The sequence below is a fragment of the Pseudomonas sp. stari2 genome (assembly GCF_040760005.1).
GTDB lineage: Bacteria > Pseudomonadota > Gammaproteobacteria > Pseudomonadales > Pseudomonadaceae > Aquipseudomonas.
The window spans coordinates 3126294-3152430 of the sequence record NZ_CP099760.1; the positions used below are offsets into that span (position 1 = coordinate 3126294).

The 26137-nt window shown below is 61.2% G+C and carries 20 protein-coding genes and 1 riboswitch; of the genes, 13 read left to right on the forward strand and 7 right to left on the reverse strand.

The annotated features are described in order from the left end of the window. Positions 1 to 357 precede the first annotated feature (357 nt). Positions 358 to 568: riboswitch (cobalamin riboswitch) on the forward strand. A gap of 98 nt (positions 569 to 666) precedes the next feature. From cobW to NH234_RS14110, 5 genes are read left to right on the forward strand one after another with little or no spacing between them, the layout of a single operon-like run. After that, positions 667 to 1740 carry a cobalamin biosynthesis protein CobW gene (gene cobW, locus NH234_RS14090; RefSeq protein WP_085730756.1) on the forward strand — a complete coding sequence of 358 codons (1074 nt, stop codon included), beginning with the start codon at positions 667 to 669 and terminating at the stop codon, positions 1738 to 1740. 3 nt (positions 1741 to 1743) lie between these two features. Then, a complete protein-coding gene (cobN, locus tag NH234_RS14095; protein ID WP_367257088.1) occupies positions 1744 to 5517 on the forward strand; it encodes a cobaltochelatase subunit CobN in 3774 nt (1257 codons plus the stop codon). A 2-nt stretch (positions 5518 to 5519) separates the two neighbouring features. Next, a complete protein-coding gene (locus tag NH234_RS14100; protein WP_367257090.1) occupies positions 5520 to 6521 on the forward strand; it encodes an ATP-binding protein in 1002 nt (333 codons plus the stop codon). Continuing rightward, a complete protein-coding gene (locus NH234_RS14105) occupies positions 6446 to 7186 on the forward strand; it encodes a magnesium chelatase (RefSeq protein WP_367257091.1) in 741 nt (246 codons plus the stop codon). The genes NH234_RS14100 and NH234_RS14105 overlap by 76 nt, the downstream gene beginning before the upstream one ends. A gap of 40 nt (positions 7187 to 7226) precedes the next feature. After that, the gene (locus tag NH234_RS14110) at positions 7227 to 8870 is read left to right on the forward strand and encodes a phospholipase D-like domain-containing protein (protein ID WP_367257093.1); all 1644 of its coding nucleotides are present in this window, start codon (positions 7227 to 7229) and stop codon (positions 8868 to 8870) included. Positions 8871 to 8873: 3 nt separating this feature from the next. On the opposite strand, the gene NH234_RS14115 is transcribed toward NH234_RS14110, so the two are convergent. Further along, positions 8874 to 10097, reverse strand: a complete 1224-nt coding sequence (locus tag NH234_RS14115) for an NADH:flavin oxidoreductase/NADH oxidase family protein (protein ID WP_085730760.1) — start codon at positions 10095 to 10097, stop codon at positions 8874 to 8876. Positions 10098 to 10176: 79 nt separating this feature from the next. Here NH234_RS14115 and NH234_RS14120 point away from each other — a divergent pair, with 79 nt between their 5' ends. Together NH234_RS14120 and NH234_RS14125 are read left to right on the forward strand one after the other, a co-directional pair. Then, positions 10177 to 10587 carry a MerR family transcriptional regulator gene (locus tag NH234_RS14120; RefSeq protein ID WP_085731254.1) on the forward strand — a complete coding sequence of 137 codons (411 nt, stop codon included), beginning with the start codon at positions 10177 to 10179 and terminating at the stop codon, positions 10585 to 10587. Positions 10588 to 10882: 295 nt separating this feature from the next. Further along, complete coding sequence (locus NH234_RS14125) at positions 10883 to 12439, forward strand: transporter associated domain-containing protein (protein ID WP_367257095.1); 1557 nt, start codon at positions 10883 to 10885, stop codon at positions 12437 to 12439. A gap of 5 nt (positions 12440 to 12444) precedes the next feature. Here NH234_RS14125 and NH234_RS14130 read toward each other — a convergent pair whose 3' ends face one another. The 6 genes from NH234_RS14130 to NH234_RS14155 all read right to left on the reverse strand — a co-directional run bounded on the left by NH234_RS14130 (position 12445) and on the right by NH234_RS14155 (position 21469). Continuing rightward, positions 12445 to 13521: a diguanylate cyclase gene (locus NH234_RS14130; RefSeq protein ID WP_367257096.1), complete on the reverse strand. Its 1077-nt coding sequence runs from the start codon at positions 13519 to 13521 to the stop codon at positions 12445 to 12447. Continuing rightward, positions 13505 to 14383, reverse strand: coding sequence for a DUF4434 family protein (locus NH234_RS14135; protein ID WP_367257098.1), 879 nt, complete (start codon positions 14381 to 14383; stop codon positions 13505 to 13507). Before NH234_RS14135 ends, NH234_RS14130 begins: the two co-directional genes overlap by 17 nt. Next, positions 14383 to 17541 (reverse strand): phage receptor, encoded by a 3159-nt coding sequence (locus NH234_RS14140; RefSeq protein ID WP_367257100.1) that lies wholly within the window; start codon positions 17539 to 17541, stop codon positions 14383 to 14385. Before NH234_RS14140 ends, NH234_RS14135 begins: the two co-directional genes overlap by 1 nt. After that, the gene (gene nrfB, locus NH234_RS14145; RefSeq protein ID WP_282317615.1) at positions 17538 to 19712 is read right to left on the reverse strand and encodes a cyclic di-3',5'-guanylate-activated glycosyltransferase NrfB; all 2175 of its coding nucleotides are present in this window, start codon (positions 19710 to 19712) and stop codon (positions 17538 to 17540) included. The genes NH234_RS14140 and nrfB overlap by 4 nt, the downstream gene beginning before the upstream one ends. Continuing rightward, positions 19709 to 20863, reverse strand: coding sequence for a non-hydrolyzing UDP-N-acetylglucosamine 2-epimerase (wecB, locus tag NH234_RS14150; protein ID WP_085730765.1), 1155 nt, complete (start codon positions 20861 to 20863; stop codon positions 19709 to 19711). The genes nrfB and wecB overlap by 4 nt, the downstream gene beginning before the upstream one ends. Before the next feature lie 174 nt (positions 20864 to 21037). Next, positions 21038 to 21469 (reverse strand): thioredoxin domain-containing protein, encoded by a 432-nt coding sequence (locus tag NH234_RS14155; protein WP_085730766.1) that lies wholly within the window; start codon positions 21467 to 21469, stop codon positions 21038 to 21040. 336 nt (positions 21470 to 21805) lie between these two features. Between NH234_RS14155 and NH234_RS14160 the strand changes: the two genes are divergently transcribed. The 6 genes from NH234_RS14160 to NH234_RS14185 all read left to right on the forward strand — a co-directional run bounded on the left by NH234_RS14160 (position 21806) and on the right by NH234_RS14185 (position 26098). Beyond that, positions 21806 to 22654 (forward strand): transporter substrate-binding domain-containing protein, encoded by an 849-nt coding sequence (locus NH234_RS14160; protein WP_085730767.1) that lies wholly within the window; start codon positions 21806 to 21808, stop codon positions 22652 to 22654. A 51-nt stretch (positions 22655 to 22705) separates the two neighbouring features. After that, positions 22706 to 23368, forward strand: coding sequence for an amino acid ABC transporter permease (locus tag NH234_RS14165; protein WP_059405928.1), 663 nt, complete (start codon positions 22706 to 22708; stop codon positions 23366 to 23368). Between the two features lie 9 nt (positions 23369 to 23377). Further along, entirely contained in the window at positions 23378 to 24040 is a 663-nt protein-coding gene (locus tag NH234_RS14170; RefSeq protein ID WP_007960241.1) for an amino acid ABC transporter permease, read from the forward strand. Further along, a complete protein-coding gene (locus tag NH234_RS14175) occupies positions 24037 to 24834 on the forward strand; it encodes an amino acid ABC transporter ATP-binding protein (protein WP_367257104.1) in 798 nt (265 codons plus the stop codon). Before NH234_RS14170 ends, NH234_RS14175 begins: the two co-directional genes overlap by 4 nt. A gap of 31 nt (positions 24835 to 24865) precedes the next feature. Further along, positions 24866 to 25255: a RidA family protein gene (locus tag NH234_RS14180; protein WP_039768794.1), complete on the forward strand. Its 390-nt coding sequence runs from the start codon at positions 24866 to 24868 to the stop codon at positions 25253 to 25255. 78 nt (positions 25256 to 25333) lie between these two features. Then, on the forward strand, positions 25334 to 26098 hold the full coding sequence (locus NH234_RS14185) for an IclR family transcriptional regulator (protein ID WP_085730769.1): 765 nt from the start codon (positions 25334 to 25336) through the stop codon (positions 26096 to 26098). Positions 26099 to 26137 lie beyond the last annotated feature (39 nt).

Sequence of the window (26137 nt, forward strand, 5' to 3'; positions counted from 1 at the left end):
GGGCTTTTGATCTGGCTTTTGCTCTGGCTCTGGCTTTTGATTTTTTGCCCCTTCGGCAGGCCGAGCGGAGGTGTTCATCAGGGGGTAGGCGCGTAGCGCCGTGCGGCGAAGCCGCATACATCGAGAGGAGGTGCAGCGAAGCAAACCGGAGGCGATGCCCCCTGATGGACACCGTAGCGAGGGAACACTGAGCCTAGGCGAAGTGCCGTACGCCGGGGCAAAAGCCTTTTGGTTCCTTTTTGGCGTTTGAAAAAGGGACTCGCTGTAAGAGCGAAACCGCCAGCGGCAGCACCCGAAGCAACGGATATGCTCTCGTTCCCAAACTCCACGAACCATTGACCCATCCCCACACCCTGCGTAGCCTTGCGCTTTCGAGGTTCTTCGGCCCACGCCGAAGCTAAGAAGGGAACGCGGTCCAAGCCGCGGCTGCCCCCGCAACTGTGAACGGTGCCGTTCGCTGCTACGCCACTGCCAACTCAATCCAGAGCCAGCGGGAAGGCGCAGCGAATACCGGGCCAAGGCCCGAACACCGTCAGCCAGGAGACCTGCCTCGTCACAGATTCTCACTTTCAACCGGGCGGGGTGATCCGGTGGCGAACTCTCCAGGCACGCACACGCGTTGCCGGCCTCGTCCCGTATGCCCGCCACCTTGCCAAAGGGCATCCGATGAAAACACTGGCCAAACTCCCCGTCACCATCGTCACCGGTTTCCTCGGCTCGGGTAAAACCACTTTGCTGCGGCACATGCTCGACAACGCTCAGGGCCGCCGCATCGCGGTGATCGTCAACGAATTTGGCGAGTTGGGCATCGACGGTGAAATCCTCAAGCAGTGCACCATCGGCTGCACTGAAGAAGAAGCCACCGGCCGAGTCTACGAACTGGCTAACGGCTGCCTGTGCTGCACCGTTCAGGAAGAGTTCTTCCCGGTGATGCGCGAGTTGGTAGCCCGTCGCGGCGACCTCGACCACATCCTGATCGAAACCTCGGGCCTGGCCCTGCCGAAACCACTGGTGCAAGCCTTCCAGTGGCCGGAAATCCGCAGCGCCTGCACGGTTGACGCGGTGATCACCGTGGTCGACAGCCCGGCCGTGGCCGCTGGCACCTTCGCCGCGTTCCCGGATCAGGTCGATGCACAGCGCAAACTCGACCCGAACCTGGACCACGAATCGCCCCTGCACGAACTGTTCGCCGATCAACTGGCCAGCGCCGACTTGGTGATTCTCAACAAGGCCGACCAGACCAGCCCTGAAGACCTCGCTCGTGTGCGTCTGGAAGTCGCCGAAGAGCTGCCGCCAGCCGTGAAAATCATCGAAGCCAGCAACGGTCGTCTGCCGCTGGACGTTCTGATCGGACTCGGCGCCGGTTCCGAAGAACACATCGACAGCCGCCACAGCCATCACGATCACCACCACGGTGAAGGCGATGACGATCACGACGACCACGATCACGACGCCTTCGACTCGATCTCCATCGAACTGCCGCAAGCCGATGAAAGCCTGCTGCTCGATGCGCTGACGCAACTGGTGGTTCAGCACGGCATCCTGCGGGTCAAAGGCTTCGCGGCGATCCCGAACAAGCCGATGCGCCTGCTGATTCAAGGCGTGGGCACGCGTTTCGACAAGCACTTCGACCGTCAGTGGGGGGGCGATGAGTCGCGCGTGACGCGTCTGGTGTTGATCGGCCAGGAACTGGACGCGGCCAAGCTCGAAGCGCAACTGCGCGCCGCGCTCAGCGTTTAAGCCATGCACCTGCTCAGGACCCAGCCCGGCGGTTTCGTGTCGGATGACAACATTGCCGACCTTGGACAAACCCCCGCCGAGCTGGTGATCCTGTGCAGCGGCGATTCCAGCCTGGCGCTGCTCGCCGAAGCGGCGCAGCAACTGCCTGACGATTACCCTAGCGTGCGCCTGGCCAATCCGATGCAGGTGCAGAACCATGCGTCGGTCGACCTGTACGTCGACGAAGTGCTGCGTCACGCCAAGGTCATTCTGATTTCACTGCACGGCGGCATCGCTTATTGGCGTTATGGCGTCGAGCGGCTGGTGGAATTGTCCGAGCGTGGCGTGCAGGTGATTCTGGTGCCGGGAGATGATCGGCCCGACCCGGAGCTTAGCGGCTTGAGCACCGTAGGCGCCGAGGATCGTGACCGGCTCTGGCAGTTCCTGCGTCAGGGCGGCATGGGCAATGCGCTGGACTTCTTCCACTGTCTGGCCAATCGCTGGCTGGAGCGGGATTACGTGTGGGGCGAGCCGCAAACGCTGCCGCGCACGGCGATTTACCACCCGAACAAAAACACCGCCGAACTGAGTGACTGGCAAGCCGATTGGCTGCCCGCTCAACCGGCCGCGGCGGTGTTGTTTTACCGCTCGCATTTGCAAGCGGCCAACACGGCGTTTATCGACGTGTTCTGCCAACGGTTGCAGGCTGCCGGACTCAATCCGCTGCCGATTGCCGTGGCCAGTCTGAAAGAGCCCGGCTGCCTGTCGGTGGTCGAGGGCTGGCTGGATGAGGTCGAGGCGGGGGTGATTCTGAACACCACCGGTTTCGCCCAGTCCAGCCCGGAAGCGCCGCATCTGCGGCCGTTCCGTCGCAACATTCCGGTGATTCAGGCGATTTGTGCGCAGGACAACGAGCCCGGATGGCGCGAGAGCGAGCAAGGCCTCGGTCCGCGAGATCTGGCGATGCACATCGCCTTGCCGGAGCTGGACGGCCGGATTATCAGTCGGCCGATCAGCTTCAAGGACCTGGCCTGGCGCAGCGAGCGCAGTCAGTCCGACGTGGTGTGTTATCGGGCGCAGCCTGAGCGCATGGATTTCGTCGCCGAACTGGCGCGGCGCTGGGTCGATCTGGCTCGGGTGCCTAACACTGAAAAGCGGATCGCCCTGATCCTTGCCAATTACCCGACTCGGGATGGACGCATCGGTAACGGCGTCGGCCTTGATACGCCGGCCGCGGCGCTGAATATTCTGCGGGCGTTGCAAGTTGAGGGTTATCCATTGCCGGCCGAACTGCCGGACAGCGGCACCGAGTTGATCCGACAACTGCTCGGCGGGGTCAGCAACGACCTCGACACCCTCGATCAGCGCCCGTGCCAGCAGAGCCTGGCGATGGGCGACTACCTGACGATGTTCAACGCGCTGCCCGAAGCCAATCGCACGGCGGTTCTGGAGCGTTGGGGGGCGCCGCAAAACGATCCGATGTGCCGTGACGGGCGGATGATGATCGCCGGCCTGCGTTTTGGCCTGACCTTCGTCGGTATTCAACCGGCGCGGGGTTATCAGGTCGATCCGAGCGCGGTGTATCACGACCCGGATCTGGTGCCGCCGCACGCGTACCTCGCGTTCTATTTCTGGCTGCGCCAGACCTACGGCGCTCATGGCGTGATCCACGTTGGCAAGCATGGCAACCTCGAATGGCTGCCGGGCAAAGGCGTGGGCTTGTCGGAGAACTGCTGGCCGGATGCACTGCTCGGGCCGCTGCCGAACATCTATCCGTTCATCGTCAACGACCCGGGCGAGGGCGCCCAGGCCAAGCGTCGCACTCAGGCGGTGATCATCGATCACTTGATGCCGCCGCTGACCCGTGCCGAAACCTACGGCCCATTGCGCAATCTCGAACTGCTCGCCGACGAGTATTACGAAGCGCAATTGCTCGATCCGCGCCGCGCCCGTGAGTTGCAGCGCGACATCCTGCAGCTGGTGCGTGACACGCAGATCGATCGCGAACTGCAACTGGACGAAGGCCTCGACAGCGATGCCGATGCGGCGATCTGGCTGCCGCGTCTGGACACTTATCTGTGTGATCTGAAGGAATCGCAGATTCGCGATGGTCTGCACATCTTCGGCGAATCGCCGAGTGGGCGGCTGCGCATCGACACTCTGCTTGCGCTGCTGCGGATTCCTCGTGGCGATGGCAAGGGTGCGCAATCGAGTCTGCTGCGGGCGGTGGCGAAGGCGTTTGAGTTGGGGTTCGATCCGCTGGATTGCGCACTGGCTGATCCCTGGGCCGGCCCGCGTCCAATTGAGCTGCTGTCGGTTAGCGATGAGGTCTGGCGCACCGCAGGAGACACTCGCGAGCGTCTGGAGTTGTTCGCGGCGCATTTGATCGAGCAGTCGCTGGTGGGTGATGTGGCGCAACTGGACGCTGCAGGCTGGTCAGATGTGCAGGCGATCATCCAAGCGCTGCGCGAGGTGATCGCCCCGCGTCTGGACGCCTGCGGCCCGGCCGAAATGCGCGGCTTGCTCGACGCTCTGAGTGGCCGTTTCGTCCCGGCCGGCCCGAGCGGCGCACCGAGCCGCGGTCGTCTTGATGTGCTGCCAACCGGGCGCAATTTTTATTCGGTGGACGTGCGCAACCTGCCGACTACCACCGCATGGCGGATTGGCTTCCAGTCGGCCACGTTGATTCTGGAGCGACACCTGCAGGATCACGGCGACCATCTACGCCAGCTCGGCCTGTCGGTCTGGGGTACCGCAACCATGCGCACCGGCGGCGATGACATCGCCCAGGCCATGGCGCTGATGGGCGTGCGACCGGTGTGGGCCACGGGCAGTCAGCGGGTCGATGATTTCGAGATTCTGCCGCTGAGCCTGCTCGACCGGCCTCGGGTCGATGTCACGCTGCGTGTCTCCGGATTTTTCCGCGACGCGTTCGCCAACCTGATCCGCCTGTTCGACGCCGCCGTACAAGCCGTGGCGGAGCTGGACGAACCGGACGATCTCAACCCATTGGCCGCCAAAGTGCGTGCCGAGCGCGAGGCGTTGCGGCAATCGGGTCTGGATGAGGACGCTGCGCGACGTCAGGCCGGCTGGCGGATCTTCGGTGCCAAACCCGGCGCCTACGGCGCGGGCGTGCAGGGCGCCATCGATGGTCGTCTGTGGCAAAGCCGCGAGGATCTGGCCGAGGTCTACCTGAACTGGGGCGCCTACGCTTACGGCGGTTCTGATGAAGGCACCGCCGCCCGCGAGCAGTTCGTCCAGCGCCTGAGCCAGGTGCAGGCCGTACTGCAAAACCAGGACAACCGCGAGCATGACTTGCTCGATTCCAATGATTACTACCAATTCCAGGGCGGCATGCTCGCCGCCGTGGAAAGCCTGCGTGGCGAAACGGCGGCCAGTTATCACGGCGATCACAGCCAGCCGGACTTGCCGAAGATCCGCACCCTGAAAGAAGAGCTGAACCGGGTGATCCGCTCCCGGGCGGCCAATCCGAAATGGATCGACGGAGTCAAACGCCATGGCTATAAAGGCGCGTTCGAACTGGCGGCGACCATCGATAACCTGTTTGCCTTCGATGCCACCACCCAACTGATCGACGATCACCAGTACGCGTTGTTGGCCGATGCCTATCTGCTGGACCCGGCGACCCGAGAGTTCGTGCGCGAGCATAATCCCCACGCGCTGCGCGACATGACCGAGCGTATGCTCGAAGCGCAGCAGCGCGGGATGTGGCAGGAGCCGGGTGTCTATAAAGAAGCACTCGAGAACCTGCTGCTGGATATAGAAGAAGAGAGCTGAACATGACCGATATCCCACATTTCCCGCTCTCTGCGGTGGTCGGCGCCGATGATCTGAAACTGGCGTTGTATCTCACGGCCATCGACCCGAAGATCGGCGGCGTGCTGATCGAAGGCCCGCGTGGCATGGCCAAGTCGACCCTGGCCCGGGGCCTGGCGGATTTGCTGGCCAGCGGTCAGTTCGTCACCTTGCCATTGGGCGCGACTGAGGAACGGCTGGTCGGCACGCTGGATCTGGATGCGGCACTCAGTGACGGTCGTGCGCAGTTTTCTCCAGGTGTGTTGGCCAAGGCTGACGGCGGCGTGTTGTATGTCGATGAAGTGAATCTGCTGCCCGATCATCTGGTGGATCTGTTGCTCGACGTGGCCGCCAGCGGCACCAACCTGATCGAGCGCGACGGCATTTCCCATCGGCATTCGGCGAAGTTTGTCCTGATCGGTACGATGAACCCGGAAGAGGGTGAGTTGCGTCCACAACTGCTCGATCGCTTTGGCCTGAACGTCGCCCTGAGCGGTCACACGGCGCCGGTCGAGCGCGGGCAGATCATTCGTCGTCGGCTGGACTTCGACAGCGATCCGCAGGCCTTCTGTGGGCACTGGGAAACCGAACAGCAAGCCCTGCGTGAGCGCTGTGAAAACGCCCGCAATGCCTTGGCGAATATCCCCCTCGACGATGAGGCGCTGGCGCAGATTACCGATCGTTGCTTTGCGGCCCGTGTCGATGGCCTGCGTGCCGATCTGGTCTGGCTGCGTGCTGCTCGGGCCCATGCGGCCTGGCGCGGCGCCGAAGCCATCGCCAAGCAAGATATCGATGCGGTGGCTGAATTTGCCTTGCGTCATCGTCGCCGCGAACAGTCTTCGACCAGTGCCCAACCTCCGGGGCAATCGCCGTCCGGCACCCAGACCGAGCCCAGTGAAGGTCAGGGGCAATGGGGCGAAATGCCGGCGCCGGCACTCGCCACTGGCACGCGCCGCGAAGTCCCTGCCTGGCCAAAAAAGCCATAGGCATTCGCCCCCGATCCGACGCGGGGGCGAATGCCAGACCCCGCGCCGGACGCCTGGACAATGGCCGACAAGGCAAACGTCACGCCGCTCGCAGTGGTTCGGTGAACTGGCCGGGGACGTTGCTCAATGGATGCCCGAAAGTGCGCGCCGATCTGCTGTTTCAACTGCGCACCCGCACACCTCATGAACTGTGGCTGGTGATCGTCGATGCCTCGGCTTCTACCCGTCGTCATCAAGCGTTGAGCGATGCCAAAGGCGTGCTTGCGCAATTGTTCGATGACGCTTATCGGCAACGGGCGCGACTTGCCTTGCTGACCGCCAGTGGGGCAGCGCCGAAATGGCAGGTGCAGGGTTTGAAGGCTTCCAGCGGATTGCGAACGTGGCTCGATGATTTGGGTGCGGGCGGCGGCACGCCACTGCTGGCGGCGCTGAACGAGGCGGGACACTGGCTGACGGTGCGTCGCAAGCGATTTCCCGCCGAGCAACAGCGTCTGCTGGTGCTCACCGATGGGCGCTTGAAAGAGTGGCCGGGATTACCGGCACTGGGCTGTCCGGGCCTGTTGATCGATATCGAGCGCGGGCCGATCCGGCTGGGCCGGGCCAGGCAGTTGGCGACTGCGCTGGAAGCGGATTACCGGCATATCGACGATTTATTGTCTGTCTGAGGTCTATGCTGCATCCAGCCCACATCACAAGGAGTGAATCATGCGCTTACTGGTTGCCAATCCTCAGGACGATTTTCGCGTAAAGGCTTACGCCGGCACCAACGGCGTGCTACTGGCGATGGACCTCGCCGAACCCCGCCGCAAAGGCCTGCTGGGGTTTGCCATCGAGAAGCAGCAGGGCGACAAACCGTGGCAGTTCCTGTTCAATAGCCTGACCTTTCCCGGCAAGGCTCACACCTTCCCGCAGTTTCACGCCACGCCGAGTGATATCGCACCGCTGCAGAAGTTTCGCTGGGCCGATTACGCGGTCAATCCCGGGACGACCATGCATTACCGCGTACATCTGGCCTACGGCACGGCCGATGCGCCGGCGCTGGGGGAGTCGCTGGAGTTGAGCATTACCTCCGACGATGGTCATCCCGGCAATCAGAGTGTGATCTTCAACCGCGCCGTGGCCGCCAGTCAGGCGTTCCAGCGCAAGTTTCCCGACCTGGACGCACAGATCAGCGCCAACAAGAACATGCCCATCGAGGCCTGGCCCGATGCTGCACGGCAATGGCTGGAGAACGGCCTGCTCGGACGCTTGCAGGGGTTCATCGAACGTGCGCCCGATGGCGAGTGGGCGCTAGACATTGCGATCTACGAATATCAACTGCAAGCCATCATCGACACGGTGAACGCGGCATTCGATCGCGGCGTACAGGTGCGGGTTTTGTATCACGCCAAGCCCGGCGATGAAGACACCACGATGAACGAGACCAGCCTCGCCAAGTTGCCGGAAACCAGCAAACGCGGGCGGGTGACCCACGATATTTTCCACGACAAGTTCATCGTCCTCAGCCGTATCGCTGGCGGTGAGCGGCAACCCCAGGCCGTGCTGTGCGGCAGTACCAACTTCACCGCCAACGGCGTGTATCGCCAGGCTAACGTGGTGCATGTGCTGGATGACACGGCCATCGCGGCCAGTTACTTGCAGACTTTCGAACAGGTCTGGGCAACGCCGGCAGATGTCGGTGCCACCCGGGACTGGATCACCCAGCACAACCCGATGAATCCGGCGCAACCGCTGTTTGCGGGGTTTTCGCCGCGCAGTGGTGGTGCCGATCTGCGCGAGTTCGTCGACATCATCAACGCGGCGAAGAAGGACGTGCTGTTCGTTACCGCGTTCACCTTGCCCGATGCCATTCTCAACGCGCTGCTCGGTCAGCCCCATGACGACATCCTGCGTTACGGCCTGCAGAACACCGCCAGTCGCATCACCGGATTCCACGCCGATCGCACAGCCGAGTTCGCTGCCACCGCGCTGCTCAACACCGGGCTGGAAGGCTGGCTGAAAGAGAACATGAAAGGCCAGAAGGGCAACCTGCTGGTGCACACCAAAGCGATCGTCACCGACTTCACCAGTGACAGCCCGACGATTATCAGCGGCAGTCACAACCTCAGCACCGCGGCCAGCAACGGCAACGACGAGAACTTCCTGATCATTCGTGGCGACACCGAACTGGCGGATCGCTATGGCCTGGAACTGTTGCGGTTCTACGAGCATTACCGCTTCCGCTATTTCGCGAAGAAACTGGCGTTGAAGCAGGTGCAGCCGTTGGCGGCGGATGACAGCTGGACCAACGACTATTACGTCGAAGGGGATTTACGCCAGCTGTCTCGTCTGCGGTTTGCCGGGCGCTAGCGCTTATACATCCATCGCCTGACGGTACTGGCGGGTTCGGCGACTGAGGTACAACCGGTCGCGGATCAGTGCCCAGAGTGCCGATACTTCGGGATGCGGCTGGCGGCCCCGGCTCAGGCGCGCCATCTGGAAGCGCACCACGGCCATGTTCGCCAGCGCGGCCAGCGGTTTGCGTTTCCAGCGGATCGGCGGCAGTTGCGGCTCACTGTGGCGACCTTCGCGCCAGTGTTTGACCAGGCTCGGCTCGATGGCCAGCGCGGTGGCGATACCGGCCATGTCGATGCCGCTGTCGAGCACTTGTTCGACGATGGGCAAGCGTCGGATACCGCCGGTGACCATCACCGGCATGCGGGCGACGCTGGCCAGTTCGCTGGCCATTTCCAGAAAGAATGCCTCACGGGCCAGGGTGCGTCCGTCGCGGGCTTCGCCTTGCATCGCCGGCGCCTCGTAGCTGCCGCCGGACAGCTCGAGCAGGTCGATTGGCTGTTCGTTGAGCCATTCGATTACCTGTCGGGCATCGTCCGTGTCGAAACCGCCGCGCTGGAAGTCCGCCGAATTCAGTTTCACTGCAACGCAGAACTGCGGTGAAACGGCCTGACGCACAGCCTCGATCACCGACAGCAACAGGCGTGCACGGTTTTCCAGCGAACCGCCCCAGCGGTCGGTGCGACGATTGGTCAGCGGCGAGAGAAACTGGCTGAGCAGATAACCGTGGGCCGCGTGGATCTGGATGCCGGTGAACCCGGCTTTCTCGGCAAGCGCGGCGCTCTTGGCGAAACGCTGAATCACATCTTCGATGTCGTCCTCGGTCATCGGTTTTGGCTCGGCGAACAATTTCGAGAACGAACCCATTTCCAGCGCCACGGCTGACGGCGCCAACGCTTGCTGGCCCATGTTGGCGAAGGTCTGGCGGCCAGGATGGTTGAGCTGCACCCAGACCTGCGCACCGCCACTGCGGGCGATTTCGGCCCACTGACGGAAACGGTCCAGATGCCGTTCGTCTTCCAGCACCACGCCACCGGGGCCGGTCATGGCGCGGCGGTCGATCATGACGTTACCGGTCAGCAACAAACCGGCGCCGCCGTCGGCCCAGGCTTGATACAAGCGAAACAATTCGCGGGACGGTGCCTGGTCACGATCCGCAAGGTTTTCTTCCATGGCGGCTTTGGCGATACGGTTGCCGACGGTTTGACCGTTGGGTAGTTTCAAAATCTGGAAGGGCGACATTGCTTGACTCCTCATCAGTGATGGAGAGAGGCTAAGCTTAAAGTTAACTTTAATGTCAAGCAGGCAATTCGAGGCTGAAATGAAAATTGGTGAACTGGCGCAACAGAGCGGGCTGAGCGCTTCGAGCATTCGCTTCTACGAGGCTCAGGGTCTGATTCCCAAAGTGGAACGCTTGGGTAATGGCTATCGGCGCTACCCGCCGCAAGTGCTGCAAACCCTGAACATCATCCGCAGTGCCCAACAGGCCGGGTTTTCCCTTGAAGAGCTCAAGCAATTGCTGCCGGCTGCCGGGACCGGCGAGTTCAAGCACGATGAACTGGTGGACGGGCTGACACGCAAGGTCGAGCAGATCGAAGTCATGCAACAGCATCTGGCCCAGAGCAAGGCGCGGTTGCTGGAGGTGATCGACAGCATTCAATCCAAACCCGAAGGCATGAGCTGCGGCGCTAACGCCGAACGGGTGCTGGCCTCGATCTACCCGGAATCCTGACGCGACGGCGAAGGCGTACAGATTTTGAAATGATTTCCAACTGTAGGAAAAGTCATCTGAGCCTGTACGCTTCAAGGCCTTTTTTCATTCAGGATTTGCATGAATACCCTCTCGGAGCCTCCCAGTTCTATTCAAAGAACCCCGTTCCCCTCGCGCCACGGCGCGGTCTTGACGCACTCGCAGCATCCAGTCTTCCGACTCCCGACTATCGTTGATGGCGCAGCCTCCGAGCTTTCGCGCCGCACTTTGCCGTGTCCGGCAGCCTGAATTCACTGAAGAGAGATAGAGACAGATTATGGAATGGTTAGCGGATCCCACGGCATGGCTGGGCTTGTTGACACTGATCGTGCTGGAACTGGTGCTGGGTATCGACAACCTGGTGTTCATTGCGATCCTGGCGGACAAACTGCCGCCGCATCAGCGCGACCGCGCACGAATCATCGGCTTGAGCCTGGCGCTGATCATGCGTCTTGGCCTGCTGGCGAGTATTTCCTGGCTGGTTACCCTCACGACACCGTTGTTCGAGGTGTTCGGCAAGAGCTTCTCCGGCCGTGACCTGATCATGTTGTTTGGTGGTGTGTTCCTGTTGTTCAAGGCCACCATGGAACTGCACGAACGGCTGGAGGGCCACGTCGGCGAGCGTTCGACCAACACCGCTTATGCGTTGTTCTGGCCGATCGTGGCGCAGATTGTCGTGCTTGATGCCGTGTTCTCCCTGGATGCGGTGATTACGGCTGTGGGCATGGTCGATGAACTGGCGGTGATGATGATCGCGGTGGTCGTGTCCATCGGTGTGATGATCGTTGCCAGCAAGCCGCTGACCCGTTTCGTCAACGCGCACCCGACGGTGATCATGCTGTGCCTGGGCTTCCTGATGATGATCGGTTTTGCCCTGACTGCCGAAGGCATGGGCTTTCACATCCCGAAAGGCTATCTGTACGCGGCCATTGGTTTCTCGATCCTGATCGAAGTGTTCAACCAGATTGCCCGGGCCCGTCGCAAGCGCTCGATGCAGGGCTTGCGCCCGATGCGTGAGCGTACGGCCCATGCAGTGATGCGCCTGTTGGGTGGCCGTAAACTGGCGGTGGAAGAAGTGGGCGAGGAGATCTCCGACTTGCTGGACGATGGCGAAGCACCCAGTGCGGAGCTGTTCGACCGTCGCGAACGGGTGATGATCAGCGGCGTGCTGCAACTGGCCGAGCGCCCGATCCGCACCCTGATGACCGTGCGCGCAGATGTCGATCATATTGATCTGGCGGACGACGCAGCGGCGATTCGTACGCGACTGATGCACTCCTCCTATTCGCGTCTGCCGCTGATTCGCAACGGTGCGGTGGATGAACCGTTGGGCTTCGTACACAAGAAGGAGCTGCTCAAGGAGTATCTGGCCGGTAACGAGCCGAACCTTGAACACTTGGCGCGCAAGACGCTGAACCTGCTCGACAGCTATTCGATCCTCAACGCACTGGAACAGATGCGCGCTGCGTCGACCCACATTGCGTTCGTTGTAAACGAGTTCGGTGATTTTGTCGGCGTGTTGACCATGACCGACATCCTCGAGTCGATCGCCGGTGAGTTGCCGGACGCCAGTGAAATCGCTGGCCCGGACGTGGTCGAGGAGCAGGGCGGGTTTGTGGTGAACGGTGCGTTGAATCTGACGCAGATCCGCCAGCGCACCGGTTTCACGGCCGAACCGACCGAGGATTACCAGACCCTCGCCGGGTTGGTGATGAGTCTTCTGGATCGGCTGCCGATGAAGGGCGATCGCCTGGAGCATGCCGGTTGGGGGATGACCGTGATGGCGGTCGAGGAGCGACGGGTAACGCGAGTGTTGCTCAAGCGTGAGGCCTGACGGCCTCATTGATGAAAGGTATATCGGTCTTTACCGGTGTGCTTTGACTCATACAACGCTTCGTCAGCCTTGATCAGGGCTTGGTTGAGGGTATCGCCATCTTCGACCCGGGCCACACCGATGCTGATGGTCACCGGATGCCGGGTGGTTTGCTCACGCACCACCCGGCATAACTCACCGGCCAATGCCTCGACGTCCTCGCGGCGTACGCCCGCCAGATAAATCGCAAATTCCTCGCCACCCAGTCGCGCGTACTCGAACGGTGCCATTACCGCTTTGATATCTGCCGCGATCCGCTTGAGCACTTCATCGCCGATGTCGTGGCCGTACACATCATTCACTTTCTTGAAGTTGTCGATGTCGATCATCGCCAAGTAATGGTCGTCTTCGCGGGGCAGCGCTTGCAGGCTCTTTTCGGCACGGGTCATGAACGAACGGCGGTTGGGGATTTCAGTCAGCGTGTCGTTGTAGGCCTGATCCAGCAACAGCTTGGACATGATGTAGTTGTAGAGCTTGGTCTCGCGCAGTTTCAAAAACGTATAGATCGTCAGCGCACAGAGAAACACGCTGTAGGCGATGGTCATGACCCCTTTGAGTTCCAGCAGGCCGATACCGGTCCCCATGAACGGATTGAGCATCAGCCAGGTGACGACCTGTGCAGCGAAGAACGACCATCGGCTGAGTGGGAGCACGGAGGCACTGTAAAGCGTGGTAGCGGCAGCGAGCACCAGCCAGATGCCGTGAAACGTCGGCGGCAAGCCGTTGATCACCAACCGTATGCCGAGGGTGATGAGGAACACGAAGGTCAGGTTCAGCCAGTCGAAATGACGGGCTTTGCGCGTGAACATCAACACCACGGCGAGCACGGCGAACGCTGCGACGAACACCATCGAGAGCCAGGTGAAACCCTGATTGCCAAGGAAGCTGACGATCAGGTCGAAGGCCAGCCAGATACCCATGCTGGCCAGATAGATCAGCAGGCAGAACGAATGCAGCCGTTCGAACTCATGCTGGATGAACTCGTCCCATAACTCGGCGGGTGCGGTTCGCTTCAGTACTTCGTCTTCAATGGTTTTGTACATTGCTGCCCGGATGCTTGCGCTGGTTGTCGAGAATCACCTGTCCCCACGGCCGGTATCGCAGCGAAAACACGGCACTTTGATGACAGCCGGCGGAGGTGGCGTCCGGGGTTGCCGGCTCGGCGCGGAAAGCCTCGCCTTCACGGCTGACCTGACGGAATGCTTCACGCACGATGCCGACGGAGCAGGGCAGTGCGCTGGCATAGCCGTTGCGCACCAGCACTGGCAGACGTCCGGTACCTGCGCCGTCCTGCCACCAGACCTGCGCGCCGGCCGCCGTCAGATCCCCCAGCCATTGGGCGTTGACCGTCGGAGCCAGCTTGCCGGCGCTGAAGGCGCTGACATGCAGCGGTGCGTCCAGTTTTGAAGCGAAATCCTTCAACTGACGCTGGAGCGTTGCTCGACGGTCGGCTGCCAGAAAGTGCAAGTCGTCCAGCTCCAGTGGCAGATACCAACCGCTGACCGGCAGCTTCCACTCCAGGCGCAACTTCTGTTGCTGGGCCAGCGATTGTCCCAGTTGCGCCTGCCAGTAGGCGCCGAGGCCTGCGCTGTCCAGTTCATCGATGCGTTTGTAGTACGCCGGGTCCATCGACAGCCCAAGTACCAGATGCAGGCCTTGTTGTCGGGCGAGTTTCAGGCTGTTGGCGAGCCAGCCATTGGCACCGCCAAAGTTCGAGTCGCCGTAAGCGGTCCACTGCACGATCACAGTCCGCGCACCTTGCCGGGCCGTGTCCTGCCAGACTTTCTGCCACTGCGCCTGGGTCAGGCCCGCATCGACATTCAGCGGCTGATAGAACACCCACTCATCGGCCCGGGCAAGCGTGGCGCCCAGCAGCAGGCAGAAAAACAACATCCATCGAGCCATCAGAAATTCCACTCCACGCCCAGCAGCACACCATTACCGCCTTCGTACAGATTGCCGCCCAGCGACTGTTGATATTCGGTGCGTACCGTCAGTTTCGAACGGTAGGCGTTGTAGCGATCTTCGTCGTACCACCATTGCCAGCGCAGACCGACACCGGTACGCAGGTCCTGGCGCCAGTCGTTGCTCGGATCCTGGCTGGCAAATTCGAGGAAGCCATAAGGCATGATCGTCTGGGCTCCACTATTCGGCAGCTTCCAGGCATGCCCCTGCTGGAACCGCGACAGCCACTGGTGATCGCCGGCCTTGGTCCACCAGGCGGCATCGAGGTAGAGGAAGCGTTCGTCCCAATCGTTTTCGTCGACGCGCCAGTCGTTGCGGTACTTGCCCTGATCGAGGAACGAAGCAGTGGCGCGCAACAGATAGTCGGTGGTGGTGTGGCCGTCCTGGCGATGATCGTTGATCTGATCCAGCAGTTTTTCCGGCACCAGCATCTGGCCGAGGCTCAGGCTGTGGTTGTCGTCATCGTTGAACTGGCTCTGTTTGTAGATCTCACCGTAGAAGTTGATGTTCTGCGTGCCCCACGGCTTGTAGCGCAGGCCGACGCCGGCGGCGAGGGATTCGGCGTAACGGGAGCGACCTTGTCCACCCAGCAGTACGCGACCGTACACCGACAGCGTGCTGCCGGCGCGGCTTGGTTCATCGCCCAGAGCGTGGTCCCACATCGCCAGTTGTACGTTTTGCGAGTCGGCGCGGCGGTTCGAACCTTTGCTTTCGTCCGGGCGCACGAAGTCATTGGTCGATACCCCGGCCGGTGACCAGGTGCTGGCAATCGTCCGGCTGTCGCGGCGGGAGAGGGTTTCATGGGCGCGGCGCTGACGGTAGCGCCGCGCTTCCATGCTGCCATCCTCGTCGTCGGCGGCCACCGGGTTCTGTTCCAGGTCGATCACCCGGCGCAGTTCCTTGCGGGCCGAGGCGCTGTCCTCCACTTCGTCATAACGCCAGGCCAGGGTTTCACCGAGTCGGTAATCCTCGGGGAAGTCGCGGGCAGCTTGTTGCAGATAGGGGATTGCGGTGGCGCGCTCCTCGCGGGTTTCGGCGCCGGCCAGACGCATGCCGTAGTCGGCGCGATATCGCGGGTTTTTAGGATCGCGGCGCACAGCCTCGGCCAGCCACGCGGTGCTTTGTGGCAGGTCGCCAGCCTTTTGCGCAGTGACCGACGCCGCGTAGAAATGCCCGGCGTCCGGTGCTTGTTGCAAGGCTTTACGCTGACGTTCAAGTGCCTGGACATGATCGCCACGAGCATCGGCGATTGCCGCACCGAGGGCCCATTCATTGGCGCCACGCGTCGTGCTTTGCTGCCAGTATCGTTCGGCTGTCTGGCTGTCACCGGCATTCAGTGCACTTTGGCTGGCGGTGAGGCGTGCGTTATCGCTCAGTTCCGCTGCGGGGAGGCTGCGCCAGATAGTCAGCGCGCCAGCCGAATCACCGGCAGCTTCCAGGGCGTAGGCTAATGGCAAACAACTGCTGTGGTCGCCGAGCTTTTCCGCTTGCTGGTAGTAGACGACAGCTTCGCCCGGCCGATCCGGCATCGCGCAACGACCCAGAGCGCGATAATCGCCGGCGGCTTGCGGATGGTTACCGATGGCTTGCTGAACGGCGTCGCACTGACCGTTTTCCGCGAGCTGCGCGAGCAACTGGCCACGGGTGGCGCCATCCACATGGGTGAGCAATGAAGCCATTCGCCGTTGCTGTTCCGGTGTCGTGGTTTTCGAAGCCGCATAAAGTCCGGCCAGACGTTGGAGTGCAGTGGCCGGCAAGCGTCCTTGATGACGGTCGAACGCGGTTTCCAGCAACTGTTGCGCCTGTGCGTGATCGCCATTGTTTACCGCCAGATAGGTGGCCTGGTTCAGCGAATTCAGGTTGCCGGTTTGCCGGTAGTGAAGCTCCCACAAAGTCTGCGCTTCGGTCATGCGGCCCATGCGTTGCGACAGTTCCGCCCGACGTTTGACGATTTCAGGTGTTTGCGTCTGGCCGGCCAGCCATGCATCGACCTTGTCGCTGCGTCCCTGATCCTGCCAGACATTCAAGATTTGCTCCTGGCGGCGACTGTCCCACGGCTGCGGCAGTCGGGTGGTTTGCAGCAGATCGGTGGCTTGCAGGCGTTGGGCGAGTATCAGCCAGGTTTGTGGGGCGTCGTCAGGTGTGCAGCCGCGAAATTGCTTGAGCGCTGCTTCCGGATCGTGGCGCGACAACCATTCGGCGGTCTCCAGGCAAGGACGCTGCAGGTCGTTGCTCAAGCGCTGCACGGTCGGCACGTCCTCGGTCTTGCGCGCCAGTTCCCACAGGCGCTGACGTTGCGCCGGATCGGCCAGATCGGAGTCCGGCAACGACTGAATCCAGCGTTGCGCCTGTTGTTCGTGGCCCATGGCAATGGCGCGGTCGACCATCGCCAGGCGGATCTTGCGGGCAGCCTCTGGACTCGGGGCCTGTTGCAACAGTTGTTGCAGCGGTTTTTCGTCGAGGCGCTGCACGTAGGCATTGGCCAGACGTTGCCAGCCTTCGGCATCCAGCTGTTTGCGGGCGGCCAGCGGTGCGAGCTGATCGATGGTGCCGCTCCAGTCGCGCAGTTGCTCCGACCAGTTAGCCCGCGCCAGACGCAGGATGTTGTCATCTCCCTTGGGCGACAGTTGTGCGAGCCAGTCGTGAGCCTTGGCCGCGCCGCCGAACTTGGCCAGGCTCAAGCTGTAAGCCTGCCACAGGCGCACGCGGTCGTTCAGGCTGCTGGTGGCCATCCAGCTTTCGACCTGGCTGCTGGTCGGCGGATCCTGTTCGATCCAGGTCAGACGCAGGTCGAGGAGGGCTTCGCTGTTGTCCGGTAGCGCTTGCATCGCATCTTTGTAGCGGCGTTGTTTGGCTAGCGACTCAACGAGCAGCGCCCGGGCTTCGTCGTTTTTCGGGACTTTTTCCAGCAAGTGACGCATCAGGCGTTCGACTTCTTTCCAGTTGCCCTTTTTCGCTTCGCGATAACTGCGGTCCATGTAGGGATAGCTGCGGAACTGCTCGAAGTCGCTCAGCGGCGCAGCCTGTAGCGGATACGCGGTGCTCAGGCCCAGCAGCAGGCTGCCCATCAGCAAGGTGTGACGATGCACAGGCTTCATGCGACCTCCCGGACAATGCGGTAGGCGGCTTGCTGTTCGCTGGCCTGGTCGGCCAGGGCCTGTTCCAGAACTTCCTGAGTGATCATCCCCCGGGAAATCAGGTGTTCGCCGAGCGACATCCGTTCGGCGTCAAAGTCGATCAGTGCCTGATTGAAAAGAGTCGGCGGCACCATGCCGCGTACCTGCAACAGATTGCCCAGCAGCACCTGATGGCGGCTGACCCGCTCCAGCAAGGCTTCATCGTCCTGATGGCGCTCAAGTACTTCGAGCATATGACGCACTTCCTCATTCTGGCGGGGACTGGCGTACCAGTAGCGAATCCCCAATGTCACACGGCCCTGAGGTGCCAGTCGGCTACGCACCGGGCGCTTCAATTGACGGCTGATTGCGCCGAGCGAGACCTGGCTGACCGGGCCTTCGGAGGCCAGAATCAGGGTGTCGCCTTCTTCGGCCACCGGCAGCACGCCGTAGTGCGATGCGACCCGACGTGGTACGGCATCGATCAGGCGCTTGTCGAGCTTGAACGGGTTGAGCGGTGCCCATTCCAGATCGAGCTGTTCGGCAAGGGTTTGTACAAGCTGAGTACTGTCGATGTATTCGCGCAGCAGCAATTCACGGCCAAGACGTCGGCGCACAGGACTGGTGATCGCCGCTTCCAGTTGCTCTTCGGTCAGCAAGCCTTTTTCCACCAGTCGATGGCCGAGCGGGGTACGTTGGGCCTTGGTCAGAGCCGGGAACTCGTGGGTGGTCTTGTCCCAGGCTACGCGCCGCGAGTCGCCCATCTCCATCACCTGGCGCAGGGCGCGCAGGTTGGCGAAGAAGTTGACGAAGTTGCTCCACATCATGCGCGGTGCCGACAGCAGGCCTTCCACCAATCCGTAGTAACGGGTAACGAACCAGCCACGCTGGAACAGACGGTTGAACAGCATCAGCCCGTTGAGCCACAGCAGCACCGAGAGCAACGAGCTGTCGGCGAGGATCGATGGGTAGCGCCACGAGTCAGGGGAAATCACCGTGACCGCCCACATCGCCAGCAGCACCAGGAACAAAAGGTTGACCAGAAAGCTCAGCAGGTAGGCGATCAATCCGCGACGGTCACGCCACAGGAAGTAATTGAGCAGACCTTTGCGGCTCCAGCCGAGATTCTTGGTGCCCTGGAACACGATGCCGACGATCCACCGTGATTTCTGCCGGATCGCGTGCTGCAGATCACGAGGGAAGTGCTCGCGTACACAGATCACCTGGGAGAATTCGCGGTTCATGCCGAACACCCACGGCTGCTCCAGCGCCAGTTTCGGATCGCTGACCGAATAGCGGGCGAAGATGCACTTCATGCCTTTCTGCTTGAGGCGGAAACCGATGTCGTAGTCTTCGGTGAGACTCTGCACATCGAAGGCAATCCCGTCGCCGTCTTCCAGCAGCGCGCTGATGGCCTTACGGCTGAAGCAAGTGCCAACGCCGGCGCTGGGTACCTGGCCGGTAAGGGCTTCGCGCACGATGACGTCTTTGCCGTGGTTTTCCGCGAACTCATCGACGTAGTGGCCGGCGGTGAAGCCTTTCCATTCCGGTGCGTAGGGGTAGACCGGAATCTGGATCAGGTCCTTGTTCGGCAACAAGTAGTTGTAGAGGCGCAACTCCATCGGCGAGATCACGTCTTCGGCATCGTGCAGGATGAAACCGGCGAACTGGATTTTCGCCTCGCTCTCGAAGCGCAGGATTGCGTCGATGATGTTGTTCAGGCAGTCGGCCTTGCTGGTCGGGCCTGGTCGGGCGCAGACCACTTTGTGCACGTTGGGGTAGTGCTGGCAGACCGCATCGACGTCGGCCTGGGTTTCGGCGTCGTTGGGGTAGGTGCCGACGAAAATCTGATAGTTCTCATAGTCGATGGTCGAGGCGGCAAGGCGCGCCATCTCGCCGACCACGCCTACTTCGTTCCACGCCGGCACCATGATCGCCAACGGCTTCTCGGGAATCGAATACAGGCGTTCCTCGTCGGCGCGCTTGAATTTCTCGTAGATCCGCCAGCGCCGGATCAGCTTGCGGCTCCAGTACACGAGGTCGATGAACAGGTCATCGAGGCCGAGTATGAACATCAGCAGGGCGAGGATGATCGCCACATACTTCAGACCAAACAGCACATACGCAAAGAAGTCGACCCAACCCAGACTCATACGCCGTTACCCGCCGCCGAGCGTGCGCTCAGCCAGGCGTGGAGGCGTTTTGCAATGCGTTCACTGGCGTGGCCGTCACCGTACGGGCTGTGGACGCGGCTCATGCGTTGGTAGGTTGCTTCGTCATCGAGCAACTGACTGGCTTCCTTGACGATCTTCGCGGTGTCGGTGCCCACCAGCAACACGGTGCCACCCTCAAGCACGGAGGGGCGTTCGGTGACGTCACGTAATACCAGCAACGGTTTGCCGATGGCTGGCGCTTCCTCCTGGACGCCGCCGGAGTCGGTCAGGATGAAGTGCGCACGACCCATCAGCCAGACGAAGTTCGGGTAATCCTGAGGGGCGACCAGATAGATGTTGGGTTTGTCGGCGAGCATGCCGTACACCGCATTCTGCACCTGCGGGTTGAGGTGTACCGGATAGACAAATTGCACATCCGGGTAGCGCAGGGCGAGGTCGGCCAGGGCCTGGCAGATGTTCTGGAAACCGTCGCCGAGGTTTTCCCGGCGATGCCCCGTGATCAACACCATGCGACGGTTGTCGTCGAGCACTGACAAGGGGGAATCGGCTGTCGGACGCCACTGGCTTTGCTGCTGGTGCGTGCGCATCCACAGCAGCGCATCGATCACGGTATTGCCGGTGATTTCGATGTTGTCCTGCGGTACGCCTTCGCGCAGCAGGTTGGCTTCGGCCTTGCCGGTCGGCGGAAAGTGCAGGTCGGCGATCACTCCGGTCAGACGCCGGTTGGCTTCTTCCGGCCAGGGCGCGCGCAAATTGCCAGTGCGCAAACCGGCCTCGACGTGGCCAATCGGCAACTGGCGATTGAACGCGGCGAGGGCGGCGATGAAACTGGTGGTGGTGTCGCCATGCACCAGCACGATGTCCGGTTTGACCCGTTCGTAGGCCTGATCGAGTTGTGCAAGAAGATGTTGCGAGAGACCGTTGAGGGTCTGGCCCTGGGTCATGACTTGCAGGTCTTCATCGACCGTCAGTTCGAACGCGTCGAGCACTTGCTTGAGCATCTCCCGATGCTGGCCAGTCGAGCAGATATTGAGTTTGATGTCGGGCCACTGACGCAGAACCCGGGCCAAAGGGGCCATTTTGATGGCCTCCGGGCGAGTACCGAAAACCATCATGACGTTAAAGGACATTGACCCCTCCTGGGACGAAGCAAGGCCGCGGCCGATGGCCAACAGCACCTATCTCTTTCTGAGAAATAAAGGAAAGCAGCCGGATGGGAGCTTGTCCAATCCGGCCTCGAGGCTAGTTGTTACAGATCAATTGGAACGAAAGTGCCATTACTTGATGGCTCTTAGGTGGCACTTTCAGGAAAAGTTCCGTTGGCGGCTGTCGGGGATGGTGCGCAAGGTGCGTAGGGTGTGGCGCAGCCATGGCAGATCGTGCCTTGGTTTGCTGTGAACGGCCGGCGCCTTGACCTTGCCGATGTGTTGGGCAAAGTCCCGCTCCAGGGTTTCTTCGGTGCCGATGCCCTTGAGTTTTTTCAAGAGTTTTCCGTTCTTGTAGAACAGTACCGTTGGTGTCCCTGTGACCAGTGGGTGGCGGGGGCAGTCGCGGGTATTGAGCATGTAGATATTTCCCCGTTGCCGATAGGGCTCGGCTACATGGCGAAAGATCGGCCCAGCCCACTCACAGGCGGGGCAGTGTTCATTGGCGAAATACAGGATCACCGGGCGCCAGGTCTTCAGGGTTTTGCGGTAGGTGGCTGGCAGCTCCGAGAAGGATATTGAAGCGCTCATAACAACCTCCGTTTTCTTTCCGGGGATTGAAAGACGTTATCGGAGGGAAAGGGGATCGAGCTACTGTCAGAGTTGACAGGTGTGGTATGCGCCATTTTGTGCCGTGCGCACTGAAATGTGGCCCGAATACCCGTGTGTGTAGCCAACGGTAGCGCGACATCTACGTCACTTGGCGTAACACCGTTTCCAGCACTATTCGCATCCCTCTGATTCAGCACACTTTTCATTCCATTGCAGATTCCCCTCGAATCCTGTGGCACACTTTCTGCTGTCTATTCCGTAGTAACAAACCAAGTTCCGGTATAACGGAATAAACAACCCTCTGGAGTGCTTGCCATGCATCGCCGACCTTCCTTGTTGAAAGCGTGTGTTTTTGTTCTCGCGGCTTCGTCCGCTGTCATGGGTATGGCCCAGGCGGCCGACAGCAAGCTCGACAGCGTCCTGGCCCGTGGAAAACTGATCGTGGGGACCGGCAGCACCAACGCGCCGTGGCACTTCCAGGGCGCGGACGGCAAGTTGCAGGGCTTTGATATCGACATCGCCAGGATGGTGGCCAAAGGTCTGTTCAATGACCCAAGCAAGGTCGAGTTCGTGGTGCAGTCGTCCGATGCGCGGATTCCCAACCTGCTGACCGACAAGGTCGACATGAGCTGCCAGTTCATCACCGTCACCGCCAGCCGTGCGCAGCAAGTGGCGTTCACCCTGCCGTACTACCGCGAAGGCGTCGGCCTGCTGTTGCCGAACAACAGCAAGTACAAGGAAATCGAAGATCTGCAGGCCGCGGGCGACAGCGTGACCGTGGCCGTTCTGCAAAACGTGTACGCCGAAGAGCTGGTGCACCAGGCACTGCCCAAGGCCAAGGTCGATCAGTACGACAGCGTTGATCTGATGTATCAGGCCGTAAACTCCGGCCGCGCCGATGCCGCCGCCACCGACCAGTCTTCGGTCAAATACCTGATGGTGCAGAACCCTGGCCGCTACCGCAGCCCGACGTATGCCTGGAGTCCGCAGACCTATGCCTGTGCCGTAAAACGTGGCGATCAAGACTGGCTGAACTTCGTCAACACCACCCTGCATGAAGCCATGACCGGCGTTGAATTCCCGACTTACGCGGCATCGTTCAAGCAATGGTTCGGCGTGGATCTGCCATCGCCCGCCATCGGTTTCCCTGTCGAATTCAAATGATCCCGTGAGAGTGGGGCGCCCTGACGTGCCCCGCTCAAGGTACTGCCGACCATGAACTATCAGTTGAACTTTGCCGCCGTGTGGCGCGATTTCGACACCTTGCTGGCGGGGCTCGGTCTGGGCCTCGAACTGGCGCTGGTGTCGATCGCCATCGGCTGCGTGATCGGCCTGCTGATGGCGTTTGCCTTGCTATCGAAGCATCGCGCCTTGCGGGTGCTCGCATCGGTGTATGTGACGGTGATCCGTAACACGCCGATTCTGGTGTTGATTCTGTTGATCTACTTTGCGTTGCCGAGTCTGGGGATCCGGCTGGACAAGATCCCTTCGTTCATCATCACGCTGTCGCTGTATGCCGGGGCGTACCTGACGGAAGTGTTCCGCGGCGGCTTGTTGAGCATTCCCAAGGGCCAGCGTGAAGCGGGGCTGGCGATTGGTCTGGGCGAGTGGCAGGTGAAGGCCTACGTCACCGTGCCGGTGATGTTGCGCAACGTGCTGCCGGCCCTGTCGAACAACTTCATTTCGCTGTTCAAGGACACCTCGCTGGCTGCCGCGATCGCGGTGCCGGAGCTGACCTATTACGCGCGCAAGATCAACGTCGAAAGCTACCGGGTGATTGAAACCTGGCTGGTGACCACGGCGTTGTATGTCGCGGCCTGTTACCTCATTGCCATGCTGCTGCGTTACCTCGAGCAGCGTCTGGCGATCCGCCGATAGGAGGCTGCGATGTACGAATCCCCCAGCTGGTTGCATGAGTTGTGGATTGCCCGCGAAGCCTTGTGGCAAGGCTTTCTGACCAGCGTGCAGGTGTCGGCGCTGGCCATTCTGTTCGGCACGGTTATCGGCGTATTTGCCGGGCTGGTGCTGACCTATGGCAAGTTCTGGATGCGCGCGCCGTTCCGCTTTTATGTCGACCTGATTCGCGGCACCCCGGTGTTTGTGCTGGTGCTGGCCTGCTTCTACATGGCGCCGGCGCTTGGTTGGCAGATCAGCGCGTTTCAGGCGGGTGCCCTGGGTCTGACGCTGTTTTGCGGCTCCCACGTTGCCGAGATCGTGCGCGGTGCGTTGCAGGCTTTGCCACGCGGGCAGATGGAGGCGGGCAAGGCGATCGGTCTGACGTTCTATCAGTCCCTCGGTTACGTGCTCTTGCCTCAGGCGCTGCGGCAGATCCTGCCGACCTGGGTCAATTCGTCCACGGAAATCGTCAAGGCCTCGACCTTGCTGTCGGTGATCGGCGTGGCCGAACTGTTGCTCAGTACCCAGCAGATCATCGCCCGGACGTTCATGACCCTGGAGTTTTATCTGTTCGCCGGTTTTCTGTTCTTCGTCATCAACTACGGCATCGAATTACTCGGCCGGCACATTGAAAAGCGGGTGGCCCTGCCATGACTCAAGCTCAAGTTTCCAACGTCCAGAACGGCCAGCCGCTGCTGGATATCCGTGGCCTGCACAAACAATACGGTGCGGTCGAAGTGCTCAAGGGCGTCGACCTGAGCATGCAGCGCGGCAACGTGGTGACCCTGATCGGCTCCAGCGGCTCGGGCAAGACCACGCTGCTGCGCTGCGTGAACATGCTGGAGGAGTTCCAGGGCGGGCAGATCCTGCTCGACGGCGAATCCATCGGTTATGACGAGGTCAGCGGCAAACGCGTGCGCCACCCGGAAAAAGTCATCGCGCGCCATCGGGCGATGACCGGCATGGCGTTCCAGCAATTCAATCTGTTCCCGCACCTCACCGCGTTGCAGAACGTCACGCTCGGCCTGCTGAAAGTCAAAAAGATGCACAAGGACGAAGCCGTGGTCCTGGCCGAAAAATGGCTGGAGCGGGTCGGCCTGCTGGAGCGGCGCAATCACTTTCCCGGCCAGTTGTCCGGTGGTCAGCAACAGCGCGTGGCGATTGCCCGGGCGATTGCGATGAACCCGAGCCTGATGCTGTTCGACGAAGTCACCTCGGCCCTTGACCCGGAACTGGTCGGCGAAGTGCTGAACGTGATCAAGGGCCTGGCCGAAGACGGCATGACCATGTTGCTGGTGACCCACGAAATGCGTTTTGCCTTTGAGGTCTCGGACAAGATCGTTTTCATGAATCAGGGGCGCATCGAAGAGCAGGGGCCTCCCAAGGAACTGTTCGAGCGTCCTCAATCGTCGCGGCTGGCGGAATTTCTCAAAAGCACGCGGTTCTGACTTTTCACTTTTTCAATCAGGAGAAACACCCATGAGCATTACGCGTTACGGAACCGGCAGCACCGCCGCCGGCGGCCAGCCGCGCCCATTTGCCCGCGCCGTTGAAGCGGATGGCTGGCTGCACGTTTCCGGTCAGGTGCCGGCGGTGGATGGCGAGATCATCGTGGGCGGCATCGTCGAACAGACTCACCAGACCATGAAGAACCTGATCGCGATTCTTGAAGAGGCCGGCTATGGGCTAGAGGATGTGGTACGTGCCGGGGTGTGGCTGGACGATCCACGGGACTTCACGAGTTTCAACAAGGTCTTCGGCGAGTACTTCAAGCCTGAACACGCACCGGCCCGGGCCTGTGTGCAGGCGAGCATGATGGTGGACTGCAAGGTCGAGATCGACTGCATCGCGTACAAGAAAAAGGCCTGAGTATTGACCGTTCCCGCGCAAGGCATGGGAACGATCTTTCGCGATAAACTCCCGGCACTTTGAATGGGAACCACTGAAATGACCGAAGACACCATCAAGCGCCGGGCACGCGGTCTGGACCGGGCGTTCGATATCCTCGATTTCCTCAAGGAGATCGGCCAGCCACTGCGTCCGAACGACATCGCCAACGGCATCGGCAGCCCGAAATCCACGGTCTACGAACTGGTGGCCTCGTTGCTCGAACGGCGGATTCTGGAGCCGGTGGGCAAGGACGGTCACGTCTATCTCGGTCGTCAGCTGTATTTCCTCGGCCAGGCGCACTTGCGGCATTTCGACCTCAGTCGCGAGGCCGATCACGCGTTGCAGGAGATCGTCAGCCAGACCCGGGAAACCGCGCAGATGTGCCTGCTCAACGGGCGCAAATACACGGTGGCGCTGATGAAGGAGGGCGAGCGGCATTTCCGCATTTCTTCCGATATCGGCGAAAACGCGCCGATCCCGTGGACTGCCTCCGGGCGCTTGCTGCTGGCGCATTTGAGTGACCAGCAAATCAGCGACCTGATCGACCCCGACGATTTCATTTTGCCCGATGGCGAACGCCTGCCGATGGAGACGTTTCTGGCGGAAATCCGTCAGGCCGGCATCGACGGTTTCTTCTCGTTCGACAGTGTTGCCGACACCTTTACCCATTGCTTCGCCGCGCCGGTCAAAGACCCGAGCGGCGTGGCCATCTGCACCCTGTGTATCGTCGCTCCGCGCGCCGATGCCAAGACCAACTACAACGACTATCGCCGGGTTCTGATCGAGAGCGCCAACAGCCTCGCCCGGCGTATCAACGAATAACTGCGCCCGCCAGCGGACGCGATCGTGAGGAGTTCGACC